General features: G+C 44.5%; 25 protein-coding genes. 16 read left to right on the forward strand and 9 right to left on the reverse strand.

Features of this window, described 5'->3' with window-relative positions; all coding sequences use genetic code 11:
* Window positions 1-172 precede the first annotated feature (172 nt).
* From ABIX36_RS24270 to ABIX36_RS24285, 4 genes are read left to right on the forward strand one after another with little or no spacing between them, the layout of a single operon-like run.
* On the forward strand, window positions 173-1,603 hold the full coding sequence (locus ABIX36_RS24270; protein ID WP_348084756.1) for an MBOAT family O-acyltransferase: 1,431 nt from the start codon (window positions 173-175) through the stop codon (window positions 1,601-1,603).
* 1 nt (window position 1,604) lies between these two features.
* Complete coding sequence (locus tag ABIX36_RS24275; protein ID WP_348084757.1) at window positions 1,605-2,537, forward strand: hypothetical protein; 933 nt, start codon at window positions 1,605-1,607, stop codon at window positions 2,535-2,537.
* Window positions 2,538-2,553: 16 nt separating this feature from the next.
* Window positions 2,554-4,275, forward strand: a complete 1,722-nt coding sequence (locus ABIX36_RS24280; RefSeq protein WP_348084758.1) for an HAD-IIIC family phosphatase — start codon at window positions 2,554-2,556, stop codon at window positions 4,273-4,275.
* 5 nt (window positions 4,276-4,280) lie between these two features.
* Window positions 4,281-4,520, forward strand: a complete 240-nt coding sequence (locus ABIX36_RS24285; protein ID WP_348084759.1) for an acyl carrier protein — start codon at window positions 4,281-4,283, stop codon at window positions 4,518-4,520.
* A gap of 161 nt (window positions 4,521-4,681) precedes the next feature.
* Here ABIX36_RS24285 and efp read toward each other — a convergent pair whose 3' ends face one another.
* Window positions 4,682-5,242, reverse strand: coding sequence for an elongation factor P (gene efp, locus ABIX36_RS24290; RefSeq protein WP_348084760.1), 561 nt, complete (start codon window positions 5,240-5,242; stop codon window positions 4,682-4,684).
* A gap of 174 nt (window positions 5,243-5,416) precedes the next feature.
* Entirely contained in the window at window positions 5,417-5,791 is a 375-nt protein-coding gene (locus tag ABIX36_RS24295) for a hypothetical protein (RefSeq protein WP_348084761.1), read from the reverse strand.
* 123 nt (window positions 5,792-5,914) lie between these two features.
* On the opposite strand from ABIX36_RS24295, the gene ABIX36_RS24300 reads away from it, so the two are divergent.
* The 9 genes from ABIX36_RS24300 to ABIX36_RS24340 all read left to right on the forward strand — a co-directional run bounded on the left by ABIX36_RS24300 (window position 5,915) and on the right by ABIX36_RS24340 (window position 16,528).
* The gene (locus tag ABIX36_RS24300) at window positions 5,915-6,694 is read left to right on the forward strand and encodes an NUDIX domain-containing protein (RefSeq protein WP_348084762.1); all 780 of its coding nucleotides are present in this window, start codon (window positions 5,915-5,917) and stop codon (window positions 6,692-6,694) included.
* A 542-nt stretch (window positions 6,695-7,236) separates the two neighbouring features.
* A complete protein-coding gene (locus ABIX36_RS24305) occupies window positions 7,237-7,641 on the forward strand; it encodes a DUF559 domain-containing protein (protein WP_348084763.1) in 405 nt (134 codons plus the stop codon).
* Between the two features lie 30 nt (window positions 7,642-7,671).
* Window positions 7,672-8,916, forward strand: a complete 1,245-nt coding sequence (locus ABIX36_RS24310) for a hypothetical protein (protein ID WP_348084764.1) — start codon at window positions 7,672-7,674, stop codon at window positions 8,914-8,916.
* Between the two features lie 28 nt (window positions 8,917-8,944).
* A complete protein-coding gene (locus ABIX36_RS24315; RefSeq protein WP_348084765.1) occupies window positions 8,945-10,084 on the forward strand; it encodes an SIR2 family protein in 1,140 nt (379 codons plus the stop codon).
* 560 nt (window positions 10,085-10,644) lie between these two features.
* Window positions 10,645-11,082 (forward strand): NAD(+)--rifampin ADP-ribosyltransferase, encoded by a 438-nt coding sequence (gene arr, locus ABIX36_RS24320; RefSeq protein WP_348084766.1) that lies wholly within the window; start codon window positions 10,645-10,647, stop codon window positions 11,080-11,082.
* Window positions 11,083-11,559: 477 nt separating this feature from the next.
* Complete coding sequence (gene uvrA / locus ABIX36_RS24325; protein ID WP_348084767.1) at window positions 11,560-14,406, forward strand: excinuclease ABC subunit UvrA; 2,847 nt, start codon at window positions 11,560-11,562, stop codon at window positions 14,404-14,406.
* Window positions 14,407-14,475: 69 nt separating this feature from the next.
* Complete coding sequence (locus ABIX36_RS24330) at window positions 14,476-14,730, forward strand: type II toxin-antitoxin system prevent-host-death family antitoxin (protein WP_348084768.1); 255 nt, start codon at window positions 14,476-14,478, stop codon at window positions 14,728-14,730.
* Window positions 14,727-14,984 (forward strand): Txe/YoeB family addiction module toxin, encoded by a 258-nt coding sequence (locus tag ABIX36_RS24335; RefSeq protein WP_348084769.1) that lies wholly within the window; start codon window positions 14,727-14,729, stop codon window positions 14,982-14,984. Before ABIX36_RS24330 ends, ABIX36_RS24335 begins: the two co-directional genes overlap by 4 nt.
* A 44-nt stretch (window positions 14,985-15,028) precedes the next feature.
* The gene (locus ABIX36_RS24340) at window positions 15,029-16,528 is read left to right on the forward strand and encodes an NAD(P)H-hydrate dehydratase (protein WP_348084770.1); all 1,500 of its coding nucleotides are present in this window, start codon (window positions 15,029-15,031) and stop codon (window positions 16,526-16,528) included.
* A gap of 219 nt (window positions 16,529-16,747) precedes the next feature.
* Here ABIX36_RS24340 and ABIX36_RS24345 read toward each other — a convergent pair whose 3' ends face one another.
* The 3 genes from ABIX36_RS24345 to lipA are packed head-to-tail and all read right to left on the reverse strand — an operon-like array spanning window position 16,748 to window position 19,064.
* Entirely contained in the window at window positions 16,748-17,605 is an 858-nt protein-coding gene (locus ABIX36_RS24345; protein ID WP_348084771.1) for an anti-sigma factor, read from the reverse strand.
* A gap of 2 nt (window positions 17,606-17,607) precedes the next feature.
* The gene (locus ABIX36_RS24350) at window positions 17,608-18,159 is read right to left on the reverse strand and encodes a sigma-70 family RNA polymerase sigma factor (RefSeq protein WP_348084772.1); all 552 of its coding nucleotides are present in this window, start codon (window positions 18,157-18,159) and stop codon (window positions 17,608-17,610) included.
* Window positions 18,160-18,185: 26 nt separating this feature from the next.
* Window positions 18,186-19,064 carry a lipoyl synthase gene (lipA, locus tag ABIX36_RS24355; protein ID WP_348084773.1) on the reverse strand — a complete coding sequence of 293 codons (879 nt, stop codon included), beginning with the start codon at window positions 19,062-19,064 and terminating at the stop codon, window positions 18,186-18,188.
* A gap of 110 nt (window positions 19,065-19,174) precedes the next feature.
* Between lipA and ABIX36_RS24360 the strand changes: the two genes are divergently transcribed.
* Window positions 19,175-19,636 carry a DUF4265 domain-containing protein gene (locus ABIX36_RS24360; RefSeq protein WP_348084774.1) on the forward strand — a complete coding sequence of 154 codons (462 nt, stop codon included), beginning with the start codon at window positions 19,175-19,177 and terminating at the stop codon, window positions 19,634-19,636.
* A 58-nt stretch (window positions 19,637-19,694) separates the two neighbouring features.
* Here the strand turns inward: ABIX36_RS24360 and ytxJ are convergent, their stop codons facing one another.
* The 3 genes from ytxJ to ABIX36_RS24375 form a co-directional block, all read right to left on the reverse strand.
* Window positions 19,695-20,024, reverse strand: coding sequence for a bacillithiol system redox-active protein YtxJ (gene ytxJ / locus ABIX36_RS24365; RefSeq protein WP_348084775.1), 330 nt, complete (start codon window positions 20,022-20,024; stop codon window positions 19,695-19,697).
* A 243-nt stretch (window positions 20,025-20,267) separates the two neighbouring features.
* A complete protein-coding gene (gene ribH / locus ABIX36_RS24370) occupies window positions 20,268-20,765 on the reverse strand; it encodes a 6,7-dimethyl-8-ribityllumazine synthase (RefSeq protein WP_348084776.1) in 498 nt (165 codons plus the stop codon).
* 235 nt (window positions 20,766-21,000) lie between these two features.
* Window positions 21,001-21,678 (reverse strand): tetratricopeptide repeat protein, encoded by a 678-nt coding sequence (locus ABIX36_RS24375; protein WP_348084777.1) that lies wholly within the window; start codon window positions 21,676-21,678, stop codon window positions 21,001-21,003.
* Window positions 21,679-22,070: 392 nt separating this feature from the next.
* Here ABIX36_RS24375 and ABIX36_RS24380 point away from each other — a divergent pair, with 392 nt between their 5' ends.
* The gene (locus tag ABIX36_RS24380; protein WP_348084778.1) at window positions 22,071-23,171 is read left to right on the forward strand and encodes a DNA replication/repair protein RecF; all 1,101 of its coding nucleotides are present in this window, start codon (window positions 22,071-22,073) and stop codon (window positions 23,169-23,171) included.
* Window positions 23,164-23,454 (forward strand): DUF721 domain-containing protein, encoded by a 291-nt coding sequence (locus tag ABIX36_RS24385; RefSeq protein ID WP_348084779.1) that lies wholly within the window; start codon window positions 23,164-23,166, stop codon window positions 23,452-23,454. Before ABIX36_RS24380 ends, ABIX36_RS24385 begins: the two co-directional genes overlap by 8 nt.
* A 1-nt stretch (window position 23,455) precedes the next feature.
* Here the strand turns inward: ABIX36_RS24385 and ABIX36_RS24390 are convergent, their stop codons facing one another.
* A complete protein-coding gene (locus tag ABIX36_RS24390; protein ID WP_128535409.1) occupies window positions 23,456-23,653 on the reverse strand; it encodes a hypothetical protein in 198 nt (65 codons plus the stop codon).
* Window positions 23,654-23,686: the final 33 nt, after the last annotated feature.

Raw genomic sequence — 23,686 nt, forward strand, 5'->3', positions numbered from 1 at the left:
CGGCTCTTGCCCCCCATGCTCTATCGAGAAATGACAACCCGGGGGCAGGGCGCCATTCCTCCAACAAATTCACCATTCTCAACTCACCACTATCCACACTCCCTCTCCCCCTTTCAAATTTTTTTTTTATCTTCGTTTGCCCTTGCCCCCGGCCTTAACATAATTGTGTTGTATGCTGTTCAACTCGCTGCATTTTGTTGTATTCTTCCTGGTTGTTACGCCGCTTTACTTTATTTTACCGCATAAGTTCCGTTGGATATTGCTGCTGACCGCCAGCTGCTACTTCTACATGACGTTTATCCCCATCTACATCCTCATCCTCATTTTTACCATCATTGTAGATTATTTCGCGGGGATACTGATAGAAAAATCGGAGGGGCGCGAGCGGAAACTCTACCTCATTATATCACTGGTGGCCAACATTGGCGTACTGGCATTTTTTAAATACTTCAATTTTTTAAACGAGAACCTTACCCTGCTCATGGGCGAATTTGGGTTGAGCAATGCTGTACCATACCTATCCATTATACTGCCGGTTGGGTTAAGCTTCCACACTTTTCAGGCCATGAGTTACACCATTGAAGTGTACCGTGGCAACCAAAGCGCGGAAAAACATTTCGGCATCTACTCGCTCTACGTAATGTTTTACCCGCAGCTGGTTGCCGGCCCTATAGAACGCCCGCAAAACCTGCTGCACCAGTTTTACGAGAAGCATCAGCTCACCTACGAGAATTTCTCCATCGGCTTTAAAATGATCCTTTGGGGCTTTTTCCAGAAGCTGGTCGTAGCAGACAGGCTCTCCATATTTGTATCCGCCGTGTACCAAAACCCGGGGGCCTACAGCTCGTCGATGCTGTTGGTGGCCATATTGTTTTTCGCTTTCCAGATCTATGCCGATTTTGCCGGCTACTCCAATATCGCCCTCGGCACGGCCCGCATTATGGGTTTTAAGCTGATGACGAATTTCAACACGCCCTTCTTCAGCACCAGCGTTACCGAGTATTGGCGCAGATGGCACATCTCGCTCAACACCTGGTTTAGCGACTACCTGTTCACTCCCATCATGATAGCTAACCGCGACTGGGGTAAAGCCGCCGTTGTTTTGGCGCTAATGATAACCTTCGGGCTAAGCGGCCTATGGCACGGCGCCGGGTGGACCTACATTGTTTACGGCCTGCTGCATGGCGTGGCGGTTACCTACGAGTTTCTCACCAAAAAATTCCGTAAAAAACTATCCAAGGCTATCCCGGCTATAATTTATAACAACCTAAGCATGCTGCTGGTGTTTATCTATGTATGCCTTACCTGGGTGTTTTTTAGGGCGCAAAGTTTTAGCGACGCACTCCTGATATTTAAACGGCTGTTTGCCTTCCAGGGGAGCTTCTTCGTGTTCGATAATAATTTAGGGGTGATCATTTACTCGCTTGTGGCTATATTCATCCTGCTTGCTCATGACCTAAGTGTGCATCTAAACCATGGCAAGAGTTACTTTTTGTATCATAAATTGGCAGCCGTGCGCATGGCTACTTATTGCTTTATATTGGTAACCATAGTGCTTATTGGTGTGTTTGATGGCGGGCAGTTTATCTATTTTAAATTCTAACATGGCGGATTATAAACTCATACTAAAACGCTTTGCGATCCTCATCATAGCCATCTTTTTGCTGGATCTGGGGATAGGTGCCGTGCTGAAACATTTCTTCTTCACCAAAAAGAACGGCGCAGATTACCGCACCAATAACATCATCAACACCGTTAAGGCGGATGTGCTGGTGTTTGGCTCCTCCAAAGCTGCTTACCATTACGATACCAAAATCATTGGCGATAGTCTGCACTTGTCGGTGTACAATGCCGGGCGCGATTTAAGCTACATTTATTATCACTACGCCCTTTTAAAGGCCGCCCTCGAGCGATACAACCCTAAGTTAGTGGTGCTTGATACCCGCGCCAACGAATTATTCCGTTTTAAGAACGGCGAAGATCGCGACCGTCTCAACGTACTGCTGCCCTATTACGATTCGCACCCCGAGATCCGCGAGGTATGCCTGTTGCGCGGCGAGTTTGAGCGTTATAAGCTGCTCTCCAAAATGTACCCCTACAATTCGCTTATCCTGAGCGAACTGGTAGAGCTGCTGCCAATAGCCCGTTATAAAAAAGACGACTCTGAGAATGGCTACATTGCCAAGCACGGGCAGTTTAAGGGCGGCTTGCAACCTTACCTGGTGAATGACGCCGTAGATACCACTGCTGCACGCTACTACAAAAAATTTGTGGAGCTGTGCAAGGCTAAGAATGTACCGCTGGTGGTTACCTTTTCGCCTATCTATCAAAATATCAATGCAGCGGCAAACCGCAACGTGCAATATGTAATGCAGGTTTGTAAGGAGAATAACGTGCCGGTGCTGAATTACCTGCGCGATACCACCTTTAACAACGAAGGGTATTATTACGACGCATTGCACCTTAACCGGGAGGGTTCGGTTGTGTACAGCAGCATAATAGGCGGTCGGCTAAAGCAGTTCCTCAGTCATAAATAAAGCTTATTATTGCAGCATGAAGGATTTTGCCAACCTGAAACGCAACCTCAAGAAAGATGCATCGGCATTAAAGCCCATAAAAGTGGCGCTGCTGGGCGATACCGCTACCCAGTTCCTGGCTAAAGCGATACAGGGTGCCGGCTACGAATACGGCTACAACCTGCAGCTATGGGAAGCCGATTTTAACCAAATAGAGCGCCAGGTAGCCGACCCATCTTCCGAACTGCACGAGTACGGCGCAGAGGTAATTATCATCTTCCAATCGGCACACAAACTGCTGGGCAAATACAATAAATTTAAGGCGAACCACACCGCTTTTGCTGCCGATGAACTCAATGGCATAAAAGCCCTGTATGATACCCTTGCCTCTGTAGACCCGAAGGTGAAACTCATCTATTACAACTATACCGAAATAGACGATAACGTATTTGGCAATTACGCCAACAAGGTTACTTCCTCCTTCCTGTTCCAACTACGTAAGCTGAACGTACTGCTGATGGAGCACGCCGCAGATGTACCAAATTTCCATATCTGCGATATATCATCGGTGCAAAATTTGGTGGGCAAAGCCGCCTTTTTCCAGCCATCGGTTTATATCAATTCCGAGATGATTTTAAGTATTGAGGTGCTCGCGCCAATTGCTTACAAAACCCTGGGCATCATCAGCGCTTTGCAGGGTAAGTTCAATAAATGCGTTATTCTCGATCTGGATAACACCACCTGGGGCGGCATCATCGGCGACGATGGCATCGAGAACATCCAGATAGGCGCATTGGGCATCGGCAAAGCATTCTCCGAGTTTCAGTACTGGGTAAAAAAGCTGAAGAACCGGGGTATCATAGTAGCCGTATGCAGCAAGAATACCGAGAGCGTTGCCATGGAGCCCTTCCAAAACCACCCGGATATGGTGCTGAAAATGGAGGACATTGCCGTTTTTGTGGCCAACTGGGAAAACAAGGTGGATAACATCCGCAAGATACAGGGTATCCTCAACATCGGGTTCGATTCGATGGTGTTCCTGGATGATAACCCCTTCGAACGGAACATGGTGCGCGAGAACATTCCGCAGCTCACCGTGCCCGAGTTACCGGAGGACCCTGCCGAATACCTCGAATACCTTTACACCCTCAACCTGTTCGAAACCGTTTCGTTTACCGAAGACGATGCCGCCCGCACCAAACAGTACCAGGTGGAAGCGCAGCGTGTAACCCTGTTCGAAAAATTCACCAACGAAGATGATTTTTTACAGAACCTGGATATGGTAAGCGTTGTGGAGCCGTTCACCAAGTTTAATACGCCGCGCGTGGCCCAGCTATCGCAACGCAGTAACCAGTTTAACCTGCGTACCGTACGCTATACCGAGGCAGACCTCGAAACCCTCGCCGCATCGCCCGATCATTTTACCTTCTCGTTTACCCTGGAGGATAAGTTCGGCAATAACGGGCTTATTTGCGTACTGATACTCCAGCAGCAAAGCGCCGAGGCACTCTTTATAGATACCTGGTTGATGAGCTGCCGGGTACTTAAACGCGGCATGGAGAACTTCACATTGAACACCATCGCCAATTTCGCGCAGCAAAAAGGTTATAAATATTTAAAAGGCGAGTATCTTGCCACGCCTAAGAACGGCATGGTGGCAGACCATTACAGCAAACTGGGCTTTGAGCCGGATGGCGACCATTGGCTGCTCAACCTCGCCCAATACCAAAACAAGAAAAGTTTCATCGATAAAAAATAAGAACCGTGGAAAGACAACAAATTATAGCGCAGGTTACCGATATCTTCCGTGACGTACTGGATAACGACGACATCACCCTAACCGATGCCACCACCGCCCGCGACGTAGACGACTGGGATTCCCTCAACCACATCCAGCTGGTAGTAGGGATAGAAAAGCACTTCAAGATCCGCTTTGCGGCCAAAGAGATCCACAGCTGGCAAAATATAGGTGAACTGGTTGATAGCGTAGCGGCTAAAATCTGACCCGGGATTTTTAACTTTTAATTATTTTTTTAAGGTGTTAAAGAGGGCTTCGCCGTTTAGCTGATTTGTACGATTTCTGGGATTTTTGATTTGCAACTGCAGAACAAAAAAACGGCTACCTGTTTGCACAGATAGCCGTTCACTATTTTAATTGATCGCGTTTATTTTACGCGTTCTACGTAGTCGCCGGTGCGGGTATCTACTTTTACTTTATCGCCCTGGTTTACAAACAGGGGAACTTTTATCTCTACGCCGTTCTCGGTAGTGGCATTTTTTAATGCACCCGATGAGGTATCGCCTTTTACGGCAGGCTCGGTGTAGGTAACTTCCAGTTCTACAAAGTTTGGTGCGGTTGCCATTATAGGTTCCTCGCTCTCGAAAGAAACCACAACGTTCATGCCCTCTTTCAGGAATTTAACGGCTGGACCAAATAATGTTTTAGGGATGCTATGCTGATCGTAGGTGGTGTTATCCATAATCACCAGGTAATCACCTTCCTCGTACAGGTATTGGTAATCGTTGGTTTCCACGCGGCAAATTTCCACCTGCTCGTCGGTACCAAGGCGGGCCTCTACAATTCGCCCGGTTTTAATGTTACGAAACTTATCCAGATAAAACGCGCCGCCTTTGCCCGGGGTACGGTGCATTACTTCGGTGGTAATTACTAATTCGCCGTTGTAGCGTAAAATATTTCCTACTTTAATTTCAGATGCCTTTGCCATGTAAATACTATTGTAAAATTTTGACTGCGAAGATAGATTAAGTTATGTAAATCATTATCATAAAATACGTTCTATTGCATTGAAAAAAAGCACGCAACGCTTGCCTGCAACAAAAAACCGCACCCGGCAATGCCAGATACGGTCCTACGATCAGTATAATGAAAAAAGCTTTTCTTATGGTTTCACCCGCTCGCCGGTGGAATCGAACATGCCCATCAGGCTGCCTTTAATGTGGGTGTCGTCCACTTTGTCCATGGCCAGGTTAACGTCGTAAGTGGAAATGGTGAAGAAGATGGTTATTTTACCGTCTGCTACCTCTATTTTGCTTACCGGTACATCTTTTTTGCTTTCCGGGTCCACAAAGCTGCCATCCAGTTTGCCGTCTTTTTCGGTGAGAGTGAAACGCAGGGTCACATCGCCATTGGGCGTGCCTTTTATCAATACGTCCCATTTACCGGCGTAAAAGCTGGGAGCGGTTTGCGCTTGTACCTTTGTGGCCATGAACATAAAAGCCAGTAAGCCGGCCAGCACTAAGTTGAATTTTCTCATGTTTTTTATAAATCTGGGTTATTAAATTGGTTGCTTATTATTAAAAGTTAATAAATGAAGGTAGTTATATTTTACATCATTTATTAAAATTTAATAAATAAATTTTCAGCACCTTTATGGTGGATGGAGACCTTACAGCAAATACAGCATTTTTTTAACAAGGGCTATATAGATTACCGGCCCGGCTTAAGTATAGACTGTGCCATTTTTGGCTACCACGACGGCGAGTTGAAGCTGCTGCTCTGCAAAAACAAAGTGATAACCAAATGGTGCCTGCCCGGTGGCTTTGTAAAACGCGCCGAAAATTTAGACGAGGCCGCGGCAAGGGTTACCGCCGAGCGGACCGGCCTTGGCAACTTATTCCTCAAACAATTTAAAACCTTTGGCAACCCGGGGCGCAACAGTTCGCCGGGGATATTTGATGAGGATAAGTTTAACGAGTTGCTGGGTGTGAAAATAGAGGCGGATAGCTGGCTGCTGGCCGAAACCGTTTCGGTAGGGTTTTATGCCATTACAGATATTGTGAACGCCCAGCCCAAACCCGATTTTGTTTCCAGCGAGAGCGCCTGGTTCTCTATAGATAGCCTGCCCGAACTGGGTTTCGACCATGGCGAAATGGTTAAAGCCGCCATCTCATCCATGCGGATAGACCTGTACCACTTCCCGATTGGTAAAAACCTGTTGCAGCCAAAATTCACCTTAAAGGAGATCAAGCTTTTGTACGAAGTGCTCTCCGGCAAAAAACTCAACGCCACCAATTTCCCCAATAAGCTCCTGGCGCTTGGCCTGCTTACCAAGCTCAACGAGAAGCGCAGCATCGGCGGCCACCGCTCGCCCACCTACTACGAGTTTAACCACACCCCCTACCAAAAAGCCCTCGAAGAAGGCCTGGTGCTGGTGTAGGGTTGTCATGCAGAGCTTGTCGAAGCACTCACAGCCCCATCTCCACCCTGTCATTGCGAGCGCAGCGCGGCAACCTCAGCATACAGGTAAACGCCATGCAATAACCATAATTTGTCTGAACCGTGATTTATAGGATTTGAAGATTACCTGATTAGTTTACTCCCATCTCCACCCATCTCGTCCTTGTCATTGCGAGCGCAGCGCGGCAACCTCAGCGTACAGGTTGCCACCACGCAAATCTTACCGTTATGAAAAGCAAAGCCTGAAGCAATAGGTACCCCCAGCCCCGCTTTCCCTCCAAGCCGCTGATAGAAGCCGGCTTTCCATACAATCGGGTTTAGTTGGGTTAGGCTTGTGCAATGTTAAAACAATCAGCAGCATTAAACTCCGTGTTTTAACCCCACAAAATCAGGTATTTATACCTGTTGTTTTACGGAAATTAAAGGGTAGATTACGCAATTATAAACCCTATTCAATTTATGTATTGTGCAGAATGTGATTGCCGCATCCCCGGCAACGTTTACCATTATTCAACTCAGAATATGGGAGTCCCTTTGTGTATGCAGCATCAAAAATGGATAAGGAACCACGAAGCTACACCTCAGGCAATCGAACTGTACTTTTTATTAAAGCAAAACGGTGTTCCTGCTGAATTAGAGAAGCACGATGGCCATAAATCTGTAGACATTGTAATTGAAGAAGCCAAAGTACATATCGAGGTAGATGGCGTGCACCATAATTACGATAACCGCCAGGCATTGGCAGATTTAAAGCGAACTTTCCATGCTTTCAGACAAGGGTATATTACACTAAGAATACCTAACTCGCTTATCCATTGGAATGCCGAAGAAACAGCAGACTACATTACTGAATTTTTGGAGTTGAATTTAAAAAGACAGCCGAAAAAGGGATTTACTGGCATCTTTCAGCAACTATTCGGTAAGTGAACAGATAAACCAACTAATTTAAACAAAGATATGTCAAGTAGATTTGATCAAAGGCCATTACCGCTGTACGGTGTAGAAAGCACAAACAGAATTAAAGTAAGCAAATTGATGACCTTACTTGATAACCATCCCTACAAAGAAAACATTGCAAAAGCGTTCAAAACTGAGGAAATCTTAGACGAATATATTAGTATAGATTATATTGATGTGGTTCATAATAAAATCGTTAGCATTCTTTCTGATTTTAAACGTTTTGGTATTAAGGCGTACATTAAAGATGTATCTCTCATAGAACATGGCCTTCCCGTTGATGGCATCTCTGGAGTACCGATTAAATTTGTTTTTGAAAACTATGAATACAACTCGGATAAACTAAATGATTTAGAGGCATTTGCTATCCATGACGCGAAAAATTCGTTTTTGGGACAGTATGACATGACGAAGTACGCTAACCGATTATATAAGGATCATTTCTATGACCTTGCACGTCACAATATTGAACACTTTAAAAATCTCGCCGCTGCATCACCCGCAGAAGATAAATTAAGGAGTTATCGATTAGTTGAGCACCAGAGAGAGGTATTTGTCCGAGGCATAACTTCGGTCAACCAGTATAACGAATATGGGATTGATTTCGCTTTTGTAGTCGGCATGCTCGTATTTCATAGTATTATGAAGGAAAACCAGGGAGACGCATATGGCATTTCAAGCGTGGCCTTAAGCGCATCAAAGCTTGAATTAATAATTGCTGATAAGTATTTAAAAGACGCAAAAGGCTTCGGTAAAGTTAGTTCATCAACGATAATATCAACAAATGACTTAGGGAGCGCTTCCTTAAAGTTTTTAAACATCGTTAAAGTAGGTATTAAGGACTCTAAAGGGTTTTACATTTATCCCGATCCAAAGAAAGATTACAAGAACGACTTAATGGTCACACACAGCACGAAGGTTGACAACGCACTTGTGTTAATTAAAGGCGCAAAAGGCATAATTCGCAGTTCAGATGAATTTATAGAAGAATTAGAGAAAGTCAAGATGATATCAAAACCCGAAGAATTACGTTCGCGAATAGTATTTAAGTTGGAGAACAAAAACAGTCCGTTCAAAACGATTACATCCGTTAAAGATTTGTTTAGCACTGTAATAGCTAATAACATCGAAAATTTTGCCAAACTATTAGACATGTGCCGAAAGGCAGAGGAGCTTGATATTGAGTATGACTTGAAGGATAAACTACGATATATAATATCTGACATTATTCTAAATAAAAAATAATATCCAACTCTTATTTATTATAATCAATATGCCAAATATTCCTTTATTTCTCTTTGGTAATGGGCTTTCTATAGCCTTATCACCCGTTTTTTCGTTGAAAGCAATTACAGAAAGCTTTATTAAAAATCTGGAGGGCGATGAGAAATTATTTCTAACGGAATTGTGTGGTGGTAACGAGAGTCTCAATTTTGATGATTTTGAAGAAAACTTTTCGAAACTCGAGGACGCTTATAACAGTGTTGTTAAGTACAATCAATTCATAAAGAGTGCTGTCGGACAAAAATTCCTCGCCAAATTTAATTTAGTGGATCCAAGGCTTGAACAACATCGAGAGATTATAAAATCGATTTATAACAAATACATATATCAAATATTAGGATTAATAATCGGCAATGTCCGTAAAACAGCTATTCAGGAAAAATTGGGACCGTTTACTAAATTCTTAAGTGAGGAATTAAATGGAGCGGATAAAGGATTCGTTTTCACATTGAATTACGACTTGTTGGCGGAAACTATAATGCTTGATGAAATCGGATCAGAAAACTTTACGGATTTCTGCTCCGCGACTCACGTTTTTAAGGGGACTAACATAGAAAAGTTTGATTTTGACCCCGCGCTTAATAATCATAAATACGGTGAAGATTATAGCGACAAAACAATTGAGCTACACCACCTCCATGGTTCATTGTCCTTATTTTATGACTTCGAACGAAATAAAGCGATCAAATTTAGAAGTGAAGACATTTTCAAGTATGATATTTATAACAATATTGATAAGGAAAACTGGTCATTGTATCCAGCAATTATAACTGGTGGTGGAAAATCATTAAAAATTAATGAATACCCTTTTGAGTATTATTTTAGAGTATTTAAAGATTTATCGACTTATGGAAAATATACAAAGCTTTATATTGTAGGTTACAGTTTTAGAGATGACCATGTTAACGATCTTATCAAACGTTGGATTAGTTCAGTTCAAGATTATCCTGAAGGCTTATTAATTGTTGATTATAAGTCTGATAGAGGTGCACAAGAAGCTTTCAAAAAATATGTTAAAAAAGCTTTGAAACTTAGAGACACTATTCCTGATGCATGCTTTGCATTTGGTGGAGCAAATTCAATATTATCAAAAGTTGGTACTGAGGCTAAAGCTACCAAAGCTGTTTAATTGTCAATTTGCGGTCAGTGTTATCTCCCCCCTGGTCGAAGTTCCAACTTCGACCTAAAATGAAGCAAGCCCCCCTTTGGCGCGAGTATGCAGCGCAGGCCAAGCGCGTGGCGTACTCGTGACTTCTCCACTCCACTCCGCACACCCTCTCCCATCTAAACCCGATTGCACGGAAAGCCCGCTTTTACCGGCGGCTTGGATCCCGATCGGCATCGGGACAGGGTTCAAGCGGGGCTGGCGGGGGCGTCAATGCTGCTGTAAGTGCTTTTCATTATCCTCCACTGAAGTAATCCCCTTGCATCACCAGTCCGATTTATTCCAACACCAGATGGGAGCTTATCTTCTTCAGTAAGGAGTGGCTTTACAGTTTATGAGCTGATACGGTATCCTTGATTTGGAGATAAATTATTGGAAAGAAGTAGTTGGCGGGCCCAGTGAATAACTAACTTTCTTTTATAGTGAAGTTGTAAGGATAACGCCAAAAAAAAGACAGTATTGCGCCAAAAAAAATATAGTAAAAAAGCTTAAGTATAGTCCGTTATACTGCATATTTTGGCGGCATGAAAAGCAAAATCAATATACCTGAAGGCACAGAAATTCTGGACCAGGGGCCCTTTTATCATGGAACTAAAGCAGATTTGAGAGTTGGCGATTTACTTACAGCGGGGTTCCGCTCGAATTACAAACCCGAAATAACAATGAATCATATTTATTTTACGGCTTTGATTAATGGGGCGGGACTTGCCTCCGCCCTGGCTAAAGGTGATGGACGCGAACGTGTGTATATAGTTGAGCCGACCGGGAGCTTTGAAAATGACCCGAACGTTACGGATAAGAAATTCCCGGGCAATCCAACACGCTCTTATCGCAGCCAGGCACCATTAAAAATTGTTGGTGAGGTTACAGATTGGGTGAGGCAAACACCTGAAGAGCTTGAAAAATGGCGTGAAAAGTTGGCAGCTCTTGAAGCAGATCATAGAGCAGAAATTATTAATTAACTCAAATTGTTAGTTAGGTATTATCTTATTAGTGTTAAAGGGAAGATGACCGATGTAATTTTCGATAGCCTATCCACTGGTCGAAGTTTATAACTTCGACCTAAAATGCTATAAGCTTCCAGCTAACCCCCATAATCCCCACCCCCATAATCCCGATTGCACGGAAAGCCCGCTTCTATCGGCGGCTTGCATCCCGATTTGCATCGGGACAGGGTTCAAGCCGGGCTGGTGTGGCATAAATGCTGCTGTAAGTACTTTCGTTATCCTCCTCACCGGTCATATCACCTTTTTGCATTACGTGCCCCATTCTGTATGGTACACCCCTGCCGGGGTCCGCAAAATTTTACAATAAACCACTATTCGCGGCGGTGCTAACCGTATGAAACTCCGCGGGTTTTAAGTATATTTGCCAAAAATTTTAGTATAACCGTTGCCCGCGCAAACAGGGGCGCAGGTTATACGTTTTCCAAAGTATATATGAGCGAAAAAACAATAGACCTGGGCGAACAAAGCGAAGTGGAAGTATACGGTGCCCGGGTGCATAACCTCAAAAATATCGATGTGTCGTTCCCGCGCAATAAACTAGTGGTTATCACCGGCTTAAGCGGCAGCGGCAAAAGCAGCCTGGCCTTTGATACCATCTACGCCGAGGGTCAGCGCCGCTATATGGAAACGTTTTCGGCCTACTCGCGCCAGTTCATGGGCGGCATGGAACGGCCTGATGTGGATAAGGTGAGCGGGCTTAGTCCAGTGATTGCCATTGAGCAAAAAACCACCAGCAAAAACCCGCGCAGTACCGTTGGTACCATTACCGAGATCTACGATTTTATGCGCCTGCTCTTCGCCCGCGCGGGGGATGCCTACAGCTACACCACCGGCGAAAAAATGGAGCGCATGAGCGAAGACCAGATCCTGCGTACCATTATGGAGAAATTTGACGGTCAGCCGGTTAACATCCTGGCGCCCGTGGTAAAAGCCCGTAAAGGCCACTACCGCGAACTGTTCGAGCAGATCCGCAAGCAAGGTTTCCTGAAAGTTTACATAGACGGCGCCATTGCCGATGTGGAACCAAAAATGCAGGTAGACCGGTATAAGATCCACGATATTGACATTGTGGTAGACCGCCTGGTAGTGAGCGAAGCGGATAGCAAACGCCTTTACCAATCTGTACAACAAGCACTTAAAATAGCCAAGGGCATCATCCGTATCTCAGATAAGGATAATAATGTGGCTTACTTCAGTAAGTTTCTAATGGACCCGGTATCGGGCATTTCTTACGATGAGCCACAGCCAAACACCTTCTCGTTCAACTCGCCCTATGGTGCCTGCGAAAAGTGTAACGGCCTGGGCTACATCTTCGAGGTGGACGAAGCTTCGGTTATCCCCAATCCAAAACTGAGCATCCTGAACGGCGGCCTTGCCCCCATCGGCGAATTCCGCGAAACCTGGATCTTCCAGGTACTGAAAGCCCTGGCCAAAAAATATGAGTTCAGCCTGAGCACCCCGATAGAAAAACTTACCCGCGAGCAACTGGAGATCATCCTGAACGGTTCGCCGGATATGATCTCGGTAGCTGTGGAGTACAACAAATGGAACGTTCAGAACTACCAGATAACCTTTGATGGGATCATCCGGATGCTGGAAGAGCAGCAGGAACGCCGCAACGACGAGGGGATGGACGATATGGAGAACTACCGCGTACTCCGTACCTGCCCTACCTGCGATGGCGCGAGGTTGAAGAAAGAATCGCTGCATTTTAAGGTGGATGAGAAGAACATCTTCGAACTGGCCACCATGGATATCACAACCCTCAGCAAGTGGTACGACGGCTTAGAAGACCGCCTGAGCGAACGCCAGAACGTTATTGCCAAGGAAATATTAAAAGAGATCCGCGCCCGCATCGGCTTTTTGCTGGATGTTGGTTTAAGTTATTTAACGCTCGATCGTACCGCAAAAACACTCTCGGGTGGTGAGGCACAGCGGATCCGGTTGGCTACGCAGATAGGCTCTCAACTGATGAACGTAATGTACATTTTGGATGAGCCGAGTATTGGCTTGCACCAGCGCGATAATGAGCGCCTGATAAAAGCCCTCAAAAACCTCCGCGACCTGGGTAACACTGTACTGGTGGTTGAGCACGATAAAGATATGATATTAGAGGCCGACCACGTAATAGACATGGGCCCGGCAGCCGGCGTACACGGCGGGCAAATTGTGGCCCAGGGCACCCCTGCCGAACTGATGGCTTGCCATACACTCACTACATCGTACATTAACGGCGAGCGGGCAATAGCCATACCTGCAAAACGCCGCGACGGCAATGGCAAAACCCTGAGCCTTAAAAAAGCTACCGGGCATAACCTCAAAAAGGTATCGGTAGATTTTCCGTTGGGGAAACTGATTGGTGTAACCGGCGTATCGGGCAGTGGTAAATCCAGCCTGATCACGGAGACGTTGTACCCGATCTTGAATCATCATTTCTTCCGTGCCAAGAAAACACCGCTCCCTTACGATAAAATTGAGGGGCTGGATAATGTAGATAAAGTAATTGAGATAGATCAAACACCTATTGGGCGTACACCAAGGAGTAACCCGGCTACGTATACAGGGGTGTTCTCGGATATCCGTAACCTGTTCGTGGCGCTGCCCGAGTCGAGGATTAGGGGGTACAAACCCGGTCGTTTCTCGTTCAATGTAAAGGGCGGGCGTTGCGAAACCTGCCAGGGTGCCGGGCAAAAGGTGATAGAAATGAACTTTCTGCCGGATGTACAGGTGCCCTGCGAAGAATGCGGAGGCCGCCGCTACAACCGCGAAACGCTGGAAGTACGCTATCGCGGCAAATCCATCAGCGATGTGCTGGACATGAGCATTGAGGATGCCACACCGTTCTTTGAGCATATCCCCGCCATCTACCGCAAGGTAAAAACCTTGTTTGATGTGGGCTTGGGGTATATCACGCTCGGGCAATCTTCCACCACGCTATCCGGCGGTGAGGCGCAACGCGTAAAGCTGGCTACCGAACTCTCCAAAAAAGATACCGGCAACACTTTTTATATCCTGGACGAGCCTACTACAGGCCTCCACTTCGAGGACATCAACGTACTATTGGGCGTTATCAATCAATTGGTTGATAAAGGCAATACAGTACTGGTGATAGAGCATAACCTCGACGTAATAAAAACGGTTGACCACGTGATAGATCTCGGTCCCGAAGGTGGTTCGGGCGGTGGTAAGATATTGTACAGCGGCACGCCAGAGGGTTTGTGTAAAGTAAAAGAAAGCTTTACCGGTCAGTTTTTGAAAAAGGAAATGGGGATCAAATAAAGAAATCAGGATGTACATAAACTTGTACATATAAATTATTCTATTTATCTTTAGTAAAACTCAATCGTCATGCAGGTTACCACTTATACATCATTTAGGCAGCAGCTCAAATCTTACTTAGATAAGGTGCGTAATAGTCATACTCCACTTTTTGTTACCAGTGCAAATGGAGAGGATGTGGTAGTGCTTTCTAAAGCTGACTATGAAAGCATGGAAGAGACCTTTTATCTGCTTAAAAGCCCAAAAAACGCATTGCGCCTGTTGCAGGGTATTGAAGATTATAAAACTGGTTTAGGTAAGGAAAGAAGCCTTATTGAAGAATGAAAATTGTTTTTCTTGACCAGGCATGGGAGGACTATTTATATTGGCAAAACACGGATAAGGCCGTTCTTAAAAAGATAAACTCTTTAGTTAAAGAAATAGAAAGAGCACCGTTTGAAGGCAGTGGCAAGCCCGACCCCTTGAGACACAATCTTGCCGGCTGGTGGTCGAGGCGAATCAACTTAGAGCATAGAATAGTTTATCAAATAGATGGTGGGGCTATCGTGATTTTACAGTGTCGGTATCATTATTATTAAACCCCTTCCTAAAACAATTCCCCAAACCCCTACCTTTATCTAATATGCTGCCTCTTTTAGTTGCCTCCCAAATTCGCGAAGCGGATGCTTACACAATAGCCAACGAGCTTATTAGTTCTGTTGACTTGATAGAGCGCGCGTCCAAAGCTTTTGTGGGCTGGTTTATTAACCACTTCCCGGATAAACGGAAAAGCATTTCGGTATACTGCGGCACGGGCAATAACGGTGGCGACGGACTGGCCATTGCGCGCCTGCTTGATGATCATGGTTATAACCTCATCAACATTGAAATAATACGCTTTAGCAATAAGGCGAGTGATGATTTTAATGCCAACCTTAAACGCCTGGGCAAAATAAAGCTGGCAGAGATAAAGTCGGGCGATACATTCCCCGATGAAAAATGCGATATCCTGATTGATGCTATGCTGGGTAGTGGCTTAAATAAACCTCTTGCCGGTGATTATAAAAAGCTGGTAGAATACCTCAATAGCCTTAATAAAACGGTAGTTGCGGTAGATGTACCGACGGGCTTTTTTACAGATGGCGAGATACCTAAAGATGCCGCCATTCTAAAAACAGATCTCACCATAACCTTCCAACAGCCAAAAATCAACTTCCTGCTGCCCGAATCGGGACCGTACATCGATTGCTGTGAAGTGGTAAAGATAGGTTTGAGCGAAACATTCATTAACTCTATTAATACCCCTTATTTATTTGTGGAAGAATCCGATGCCCGCAAAATGATCAGGCATCGCCACCATTTCAGCAACAAGGGTACTTACGGACATGCGCTTATTATAGCCGGTAAAGACGAAACGATGGGTGCGGCATTGCTATCTGCCTCCGCCTGCGCACATGCAGGAGCGGGGCTTACTACCGCCTGTATCCCGCAGAGTGGCTTAGTTGCGCTAAACACTTCGATGCCCGAAATTATGGCTTCTCCCAGAACGAATAATAAGGTGCCGGAAATAAGTTGGGATAAATACAGTTCGATAGCCATCGGACCCGGTTTAGGTACCGATGCCGCTGCTTTGAAGTTGCTGAAAGCTGTTCTCAAAAATTATAAAAATCCGATTGTAGTTGACGCGGATGCGCTCAATTTGTTATCGGCCAATAAAACTTTATTACAAAAACTCCCGGCAGGTAGCATCCTTACCCCGCATATGAAAGAGTTCGACAGGCTTTTTGGTGCGCATACCAACTGGTGGCAACGCCTACAAACCGCTAAAGAAAAGGCTGCGGAATTTAATATCAACATCGTTCTTAAAAACGACTACACCATAACTGCCACACCAGATGGCAAGCTTTGTTTCAATTCTACCGGTAATGCCGCTATGGCAACGGGAGGTATGGGCGATGTACTTACAGGTATTATCTCCTCATTGATGGCACAAAAATATTCGCCGAAGGACGCCTGTATATTAGGAATTTATATTCACGGGAAAGCCGGCGACGAACTGGCCCTGCCAAACCGGATGTATGTCACGCTCCCCCATAAGGTGATTAGTCAGTTGCCAATTACCATGGCAAAATTAAAGGCATAAAAAAAGGGATGTAAGTATCAAACATCCCTTTTTTCTTATTAACTATTAACTGATCTTATAAAGAACTAAATACTTCAAACTAAGTATGTATATGACGTTGGAAAATCATAATAGTTACTTTAACAGTGCAATTTATTTAAAGTTTTAACAAATTTTAACAAATTAAAAATCCCGGTGCTTTTGGGCTATCGGGATTTTTAATTTTTTTATAGGCCTCAACTACTTCGAAGCACCCGAAACTACCATTTCTGTAATAGTTGGGTTAACGCTTCCGCCCATCGGTTCGATGGTTACCGCGAATGCATCAGCAGCGGCTATGGCTTTCATTTCTTTCATGCCTGATGTATCAACGCTGTTAGCGGCATCAAACACACCCAGGTCTACCGGTTTGCCGCCTAACAATGCCCAAAGCTGGTACTGGTGCTGCTTATCATGATCGGGCAGTTTAATGCTCTTCATATCCAGTATAATTTTCTTGTTAACGGTGTTCCAAGCCAGTGTCATGGCTGCAGAAGGTGCTTTGGCGGTTCCTTTCAGCTTTAACACGCGGTAAATGGTATCGCGGTATATATCCAGTTCTTTATCCTTAAAGCTTGCCTCGTTAGCAATCTTCTGCTTATCCAACTGCATAGCGGTAAGCTGTGTGTTGGTATCCTGCAGTTTGTTATACATGGTAACCAAACCATATACGCTTATTACCAATAAGGTAAGGCAGGCCGCAAACGCGTATTTAAAAAAGGTGGTTTGCCTTGCCGGCATTATTACCACGTTATCTGCATCGCGTTCGTCGTCTTCAAAAATCTCTTCGGTGCGGGTATGTGATTTTGTAAATGTTCTGTCGTCGCCTAAGTTGGTGACCATACTACCCATGATCTTGCTCCTTAAACCTTCTGAGGGCTCCAGGGCGTGCTCCTCAGCAAATAACTCCATCGAACGTTCAATATCCTCTATCTCTGCCTTAACGGCGGTATGCTTAGCGGTCATCTCCTCCACTTGCAACTTTTCTTCCGGGCTTAATTGCCCCAGAACATAAAGTTCCAATATCCCCGATTCTATATACTCCTTGATGTTTTCCACTTTCAATTAAAATGTTTTCTGAGCTGCAGAATAGCCATCCGTAGTCGTGTTTTGATGGTCCCCAGAGGCACGCCAAGTTCCTCGGCAGCTTCCACATGGGTGTAACCGTTAAAATACACGAGATCGAGAATAGACTTTTGTTCGGGTTTCAGTGTAGATACTAATTCCCTGATACCAAGCAGCTCGGGCTTGTAAACCGTATTTCTTTGTTCGTCTATGAAAGTTACGTTATTTTCAAGCTCATGGTTTTTGGCCTGATTTTTAAAATCTTTAGAGCGGATCTTATCGATAGCCAAATTGCGGGCAATATTCACCATCCAGGTAAATAAGCGCCCTTTTTCGGCACTGTAGCCCGAAAAAGAGCTCCAAATTTTCACGAAAGTTTCTTGCAAAACGTCTTCGGCAACCGGGGTATCGATAATAATGCGGGATATCACACCAAACAACGATGCGGAATACATATCGTATAGCGCTTCTACCGCGATCTTCTCGCGGTTACGAAGGGCTGATACAAGCTCCTCCTCTGATAGTGATATTTTTCGTTTTCTGCTCAACTGAGGCGAAAGATAGACAGGATTAATTACATTTCAAACAAATGCTTTTCAGCGTGATATGACGAACGAACCAGCGGCCCGCTCTCTACATATCTAAATCCTTTCTTCAATCCCCATTCTTTATAGCTGGCAAACTGATCGGGATGGATCCAATCAATAACAGGGTGATGGTTACGGGTTGGCTGCAGGTACTGGCCAAGCGTTAAAATATGTACGCCGGCTTGCAGCAGATCGTCCATGGCTTCCAGCACATCTTCTTCCTTTTCGCCCAGGCCAAGCATAATACCCGATTTGGTTCGTAAACCGGTTTCTGATACATGGCGCAATGCCTCCAAACTCCTATCGTATTTGGCCTGGATGCGTACTTCTTTTGTTAAACGGCGAACGGTTTCCAGGTTATGCGATACTACCTCCGGCCGGGTTTCCAGCACTCGGGCCAGGTTATCCCAATTGCCACGGAAATCGGGCAGTAAAGTTTCTAAAGTTGTCTCCGGGCTTTCGCGGCGGATGGCGTTGATGGTTTCCGCCCATATAATAGAGCCGCCATCTTTCAAATCATCCCGGTCTACCGAAGTAATTACACAATGCTTTACCTGCATCAGTTTTACTGAGTTGGCTACACGGTTGGGTTCGTCGGTATCAACGGCCAGCGGGCGGCCAGTTGCTACCGCGCAAAAAGAGCAGCTACGGGTACAAATGTTACCCAATATCATAAATGTCGCAGTGCCTGCACCCCAGCACTCGCCCATATTTGGGCAATTACCGCTTTCGCAAATGGTATGCAGCTTATGGGTATCCACCAAACCGCGTACATGAGCGTATTCTTTCCCCACGGGGAGCCTAACTCTAAGCCAATCGGGCTTGCGTTGCGGCTGATTAGCGGGCACTACAGGCAAATCAATCATAGCGCAAAATTAGTTAAAAATGTTATAAATGTGCTAAGGGTTGAAATGCTTACAGAAGATTGACGGAAGTGGGCTGTTGTAATTCTTCACTCTTAGTAATAGCTTTGTGTATGCCAGAAGATGAATACAAGAAAATTTTATTTCGATTTTACAGCGATGTTTTAGAAGAGGATACTGTAGAAACCATGTGGGCGATTATTGTAGATGAGAAAAAGGGGCTTTACCGGCTCGATAACATCCCGATATATGCGCCGTTAATTGCTTGTGATGATATTATTTTTGCTGAGTACGACGAAGATGAAACCATGTTAACTTACCGGCATACTGTTACTCCATCGGGCAATTCAACCGTTCAAGTAGTAATAATGGACGATACCGATATTGAGCAGGTACGAAATGAGTTAAAAGACCTTGGATGTAAGTCAGAGAAAATGAATAGCGTTTATTTTGCGATGAACATTCCCGCTGCCGTTGACTATGGCCCTGTGAAAGCCAGGTTAGAAGAACTGGAACAACAGGAAATTGTTGGCTATTCAGAACCTTGCCTCTCCGATGGGCATTATCCCTATTAAAAAGCCCCGTAAGCTATTAACCTGCAGGGGGTATATTTTTTTGTCTTGTCTCTTGATTCTAATTTAAAACGCTCACTGTTTCATCTACCGAGATGCCGCCATGCGATTGATCTAATATACATTCGCCATCTTTTATCAGCAGCAGTTGCGGAGATTCGTGATGTACGTGAAAATCCTGGGCAATTTTTGCGGAAATATCGCGGTGTTTAATAAGGTCTAAAAAGTAAAGGGGCATATCTCCCGGCAGTTCTTCCCAATCAAGCTCGAAGCGCCTTTTTGCCATCATACTGATAGAGCAACGGGTGCTATGCTTAAATATTAAACTATAACCCTGCTGTTGTTTGATGTTATTCAGCTGATCTGCCGACTCCAACGATATCCATTCCATAGCACAAAAGTAATTGTATAAACTCTCTTTAAAGTAAATACAATGTAAAACTGCTTAAAGTTTTAAGCTTTAGGGTAAAAATGACAATTGTTAACTACCTGCCCCTGTTTGGGTAAGAGCCGTAGGCCGGGCATAATTTGTTTGAGCATGAAGATACGCTGATGCCAACTAAAAGGGCCATAACAATTATGTAAACTATCTTTTTCATTCTATGGGTTTATAATAACTCTGTTTTATACGCTTTTAGCCTTGCAAAGTTTCAGCCAATTTAGCCATTTTTATGGCAGTTACAGCAGCCTCATCGCCTTTGTTGCCGTGTTTGCCACCTGCCCTATCCACAGCTTGTTGCTGGTTATCGGTAGTAAGCACTCCAAATATAACAGGTTTTGAATGTTTTATAGCAACATTGCTTACGCCATTTGCAACCGCATTGCAAATAAAATCAAAATGGCGGGTTTCACCTTGTATTACACAGCCCAGGCATATTACGGCATCAAATTTACCGGTTTGCAAAAGCAGTTCGGCGCCGCTGGTGAGCTCAAAGCTGCCGGGTACCGGGTAGCTGTGAATATTCTTTTCCTTAGCGCCATATTTTACCAGGCTATTGTATGCGCCCTGGTATAAGGCATTGGTAATTTCGGCATTCCATTCGGCAACAACAATACCAAAGGTGAATGCCTCTGCCGAAGGGATCTCGGTAGCGGTAGAAAAATCTGAAAGGTTTTTTAATGCTGAAGACATGGTATTAGTTGTAGAAAAGTTAAAAGGGTTGTAGACGTTGTAAAGGTTGTAAAAAGTTGGAAGGGTTACAAATGTTATAAGGGTTGTAGAGGTTGTTAGGGCGTTCTAGATTTCTAACGTTTTCAACCTTTTTAACTTTTAAAACATTCCCCAAAAAAGAAAGGTTGAAAGTGTTGCGGTTTTACCTTTACAACACTTTCAACCTTTAAAACCTTTCTAACTATTCGTAACCTAATTACGACTTTGTTTCCGTACGTGCAATGTAAGCGTCGATGCTTTGGGCTTCGGTGCTTGTTGGATAGTCGGTTTTTATTTTTTTGTAAGTATCGGCTGCCGATTTGTTGTCGTTTTTAGCTTCGTAAACCAAACCTAATTTTTTCAGGTAAACCGGAGAAAGGAACTGGTTGTTAGCTTTATCAATCGCTTTTTTGAAGTAGGTTTCCGCTTTGTCGTAATCTTTCAATTCAACATAAGCATCACCTGTGTTGCCGTAGGCTTCAGCTGCAACCATCATATCATCACCGCGGTAGTTATTAAAATTATCTATCGCTTTGCGGTATTCGCCTTTGTTTAAGTAAGCAACGCCTAAGTAAAAGTAAGCAAGGTTAGCCGTTTTGGTGTTGCTGTAATCAGCAATTATTTTTTCTAAACCGGGGTAGCTATCAGCACCTTTAATGGCTTTATCCCATTCCTTTTTAGCCCAGTAATCTTGTGCTACATGTATTTGGTTGGCAGCTTTCACTTCCCTGTCGCCCAGGTAAAATTTGGTGTAAGCTATGTATATCACTACCATTAACACGATAGCGCCTGCTATAAATAATAAGCTTTTTTGGTTCTCCTGAACAAAGCTGCCACTCTTCACTGTTTCGGTATTTGCTGGCGTAGCCTTTGTTTTCAACTCGGTTGCTGACATTTGTATTTAAAAATTAAGTTTGCAAAACTACGGTTTTCAAAACTTTTAACAAATAATTATTTTCGCTTAGTTAATTGTTGATTTAATTGATTATGAGCGGGGTTATCTGAATCAGAATTTACAGAATTTTAAGATTAACAGAATTTCAGTAATATTATTCTGTTAATTCTTTAATTCTGAAAATTCCGATTCCTTACAATTATTATGGCGTTGCCTTCGGCCCGCGCTATCCGTTCCAAGTCCGCACTTCGCTGCGCTGCGTTTACGGGCTTTCCACTTCTATCGCTAACGCATTTCTCCCATACCTAACAAACCCACCCACAAATGAACCAATGACTAATGAACAAATGAACTACCAAACTAATGAACCAATTGCGTAATTTTGCCATCCCATGTACCTGCAGCAGCTCTCCTTTTTAAATTTTAAGAATTATACCGAAGCCGAGCTTACCCTCAGCACCGGCGTTAATGCTTTTGTAGGGAATAACGGCGCTGGCAAAACCAACCTGCTGGATGCCGTGCACTACCTCAGCCTGTGTAAAAGCTATTTCAACCCCATCGATAGCCAGCAGATAAAACAAGGTGCCGATTTTTTTATGATCAACGGCGTTTTTGAGAAGAACGGGAACAAAGAGGTTGTAGCCTGCGGCGTAAAACGCAATCAGAAAAAGCAATTCAAGCGCAATAAAAAAGATTACCAGCGCCTGGCCGATCATATCGGGTTGCTTCCCCTGGTAATGATCTCGCCTTATGATATCAGCATTATTATTGAAGGCAGCGAAGAGCGCCGCAAATTTATTGATAACGTGATCTCGCAAACGGACAACCACTATCTGGACGAACTGATCGCCTACAATAAATTCCTGGCCAACCGCAACGCCATGCTGAAGCTGATCGCCGATACCGGCCGCTACGACCCCGACCTGCTGGCCGTGCTGGATGAGCAGTTAACCGCCTCGGGTACCCGCATATTTGAAAAGCGCCGGGCCTTTATGGAAAGCTTCACCCCTATTTTTAACCAGCATTATAGCTTCATCAGCGCCGGTGCCGAAGAGGTGGAACTGGTGTACGAGTCGCAGTTATTAAATGATAACCTGGCAAACCTGCTGAAGAAGACCATAGAGCGCGACCGGATATTGGAGCGCACCACCAGCGGCATCCATAAGGATGATCTGCAGTTTAATATCCACGGCATGCCCATGAAAAAGTTTGGCTCGCAGGGGCAGCAAAAATCTTTTCTGATAGCGCTTAAACTGGCTCAGTACACCTTCCTTACCCAAAAAAAGGGCTTTAAACCGCTTTTGCTGTTAGATGATATATTTGATAAACTGGATGAGGGCCGGGTAACCAAACTGATGCAAATGGTGAGCAATAACGATTTTGGGCAGGTGCTGATCACCGATACCAGCATTAGCCGGGTGCAAAATATATTTGAGGCAATAAATGTGGACGTAAAATTATTTAAAGTAGCGGAGGGAAACATCGATGCGTAAAACAAACGACAAATCGCTTAAGGAAGCTATTGAGCAAATGCTTAATGTTTACAAAATAAAACGTAAGTACGACGAAACCCACGTGGTAACCGCCTGGCCCGACCTGGTGGGTAAATCGGTAGCCAACCGCACCAAGGAGCTGTTCATCAGGGATAAGAAACTTTTTTTACGGATAGAATCATCGGTAATAAAAAATGAACTGGTGATGATGCGCAGCCAAATTATTGCCAAAATAAACGATGAAGCTAAAACGGTACTGGTAGAAGAAATTGTTTTTTTGTAAACTACTTCCGGCCTAAGCGGATGCGAGAGGAGATGCCGCGCAGGGCGTCATCCATAATATGCGAGAAAGCTAAAAGAAAGATCCCCGGGAAGATGAACGCGAATTGCGCTTCGGGATGGTATCTGAAAATATCCAGAGACACCAATAAAATAGTCACAATTATTACCGAATATACAACGTACTTGAATAATGCTTTCATGACTGGAACCTGCTAACTGGCGCGTGTTGGAGT

Source organism: Mucilaginibacter sp. (assembly GCF_039925265.1).
Lineage (GTDB): Bacteria > Bacteroidota > Bacteroidia > Sphingobacteriales > Sphingobacteriaceae > Mucilaginibacter.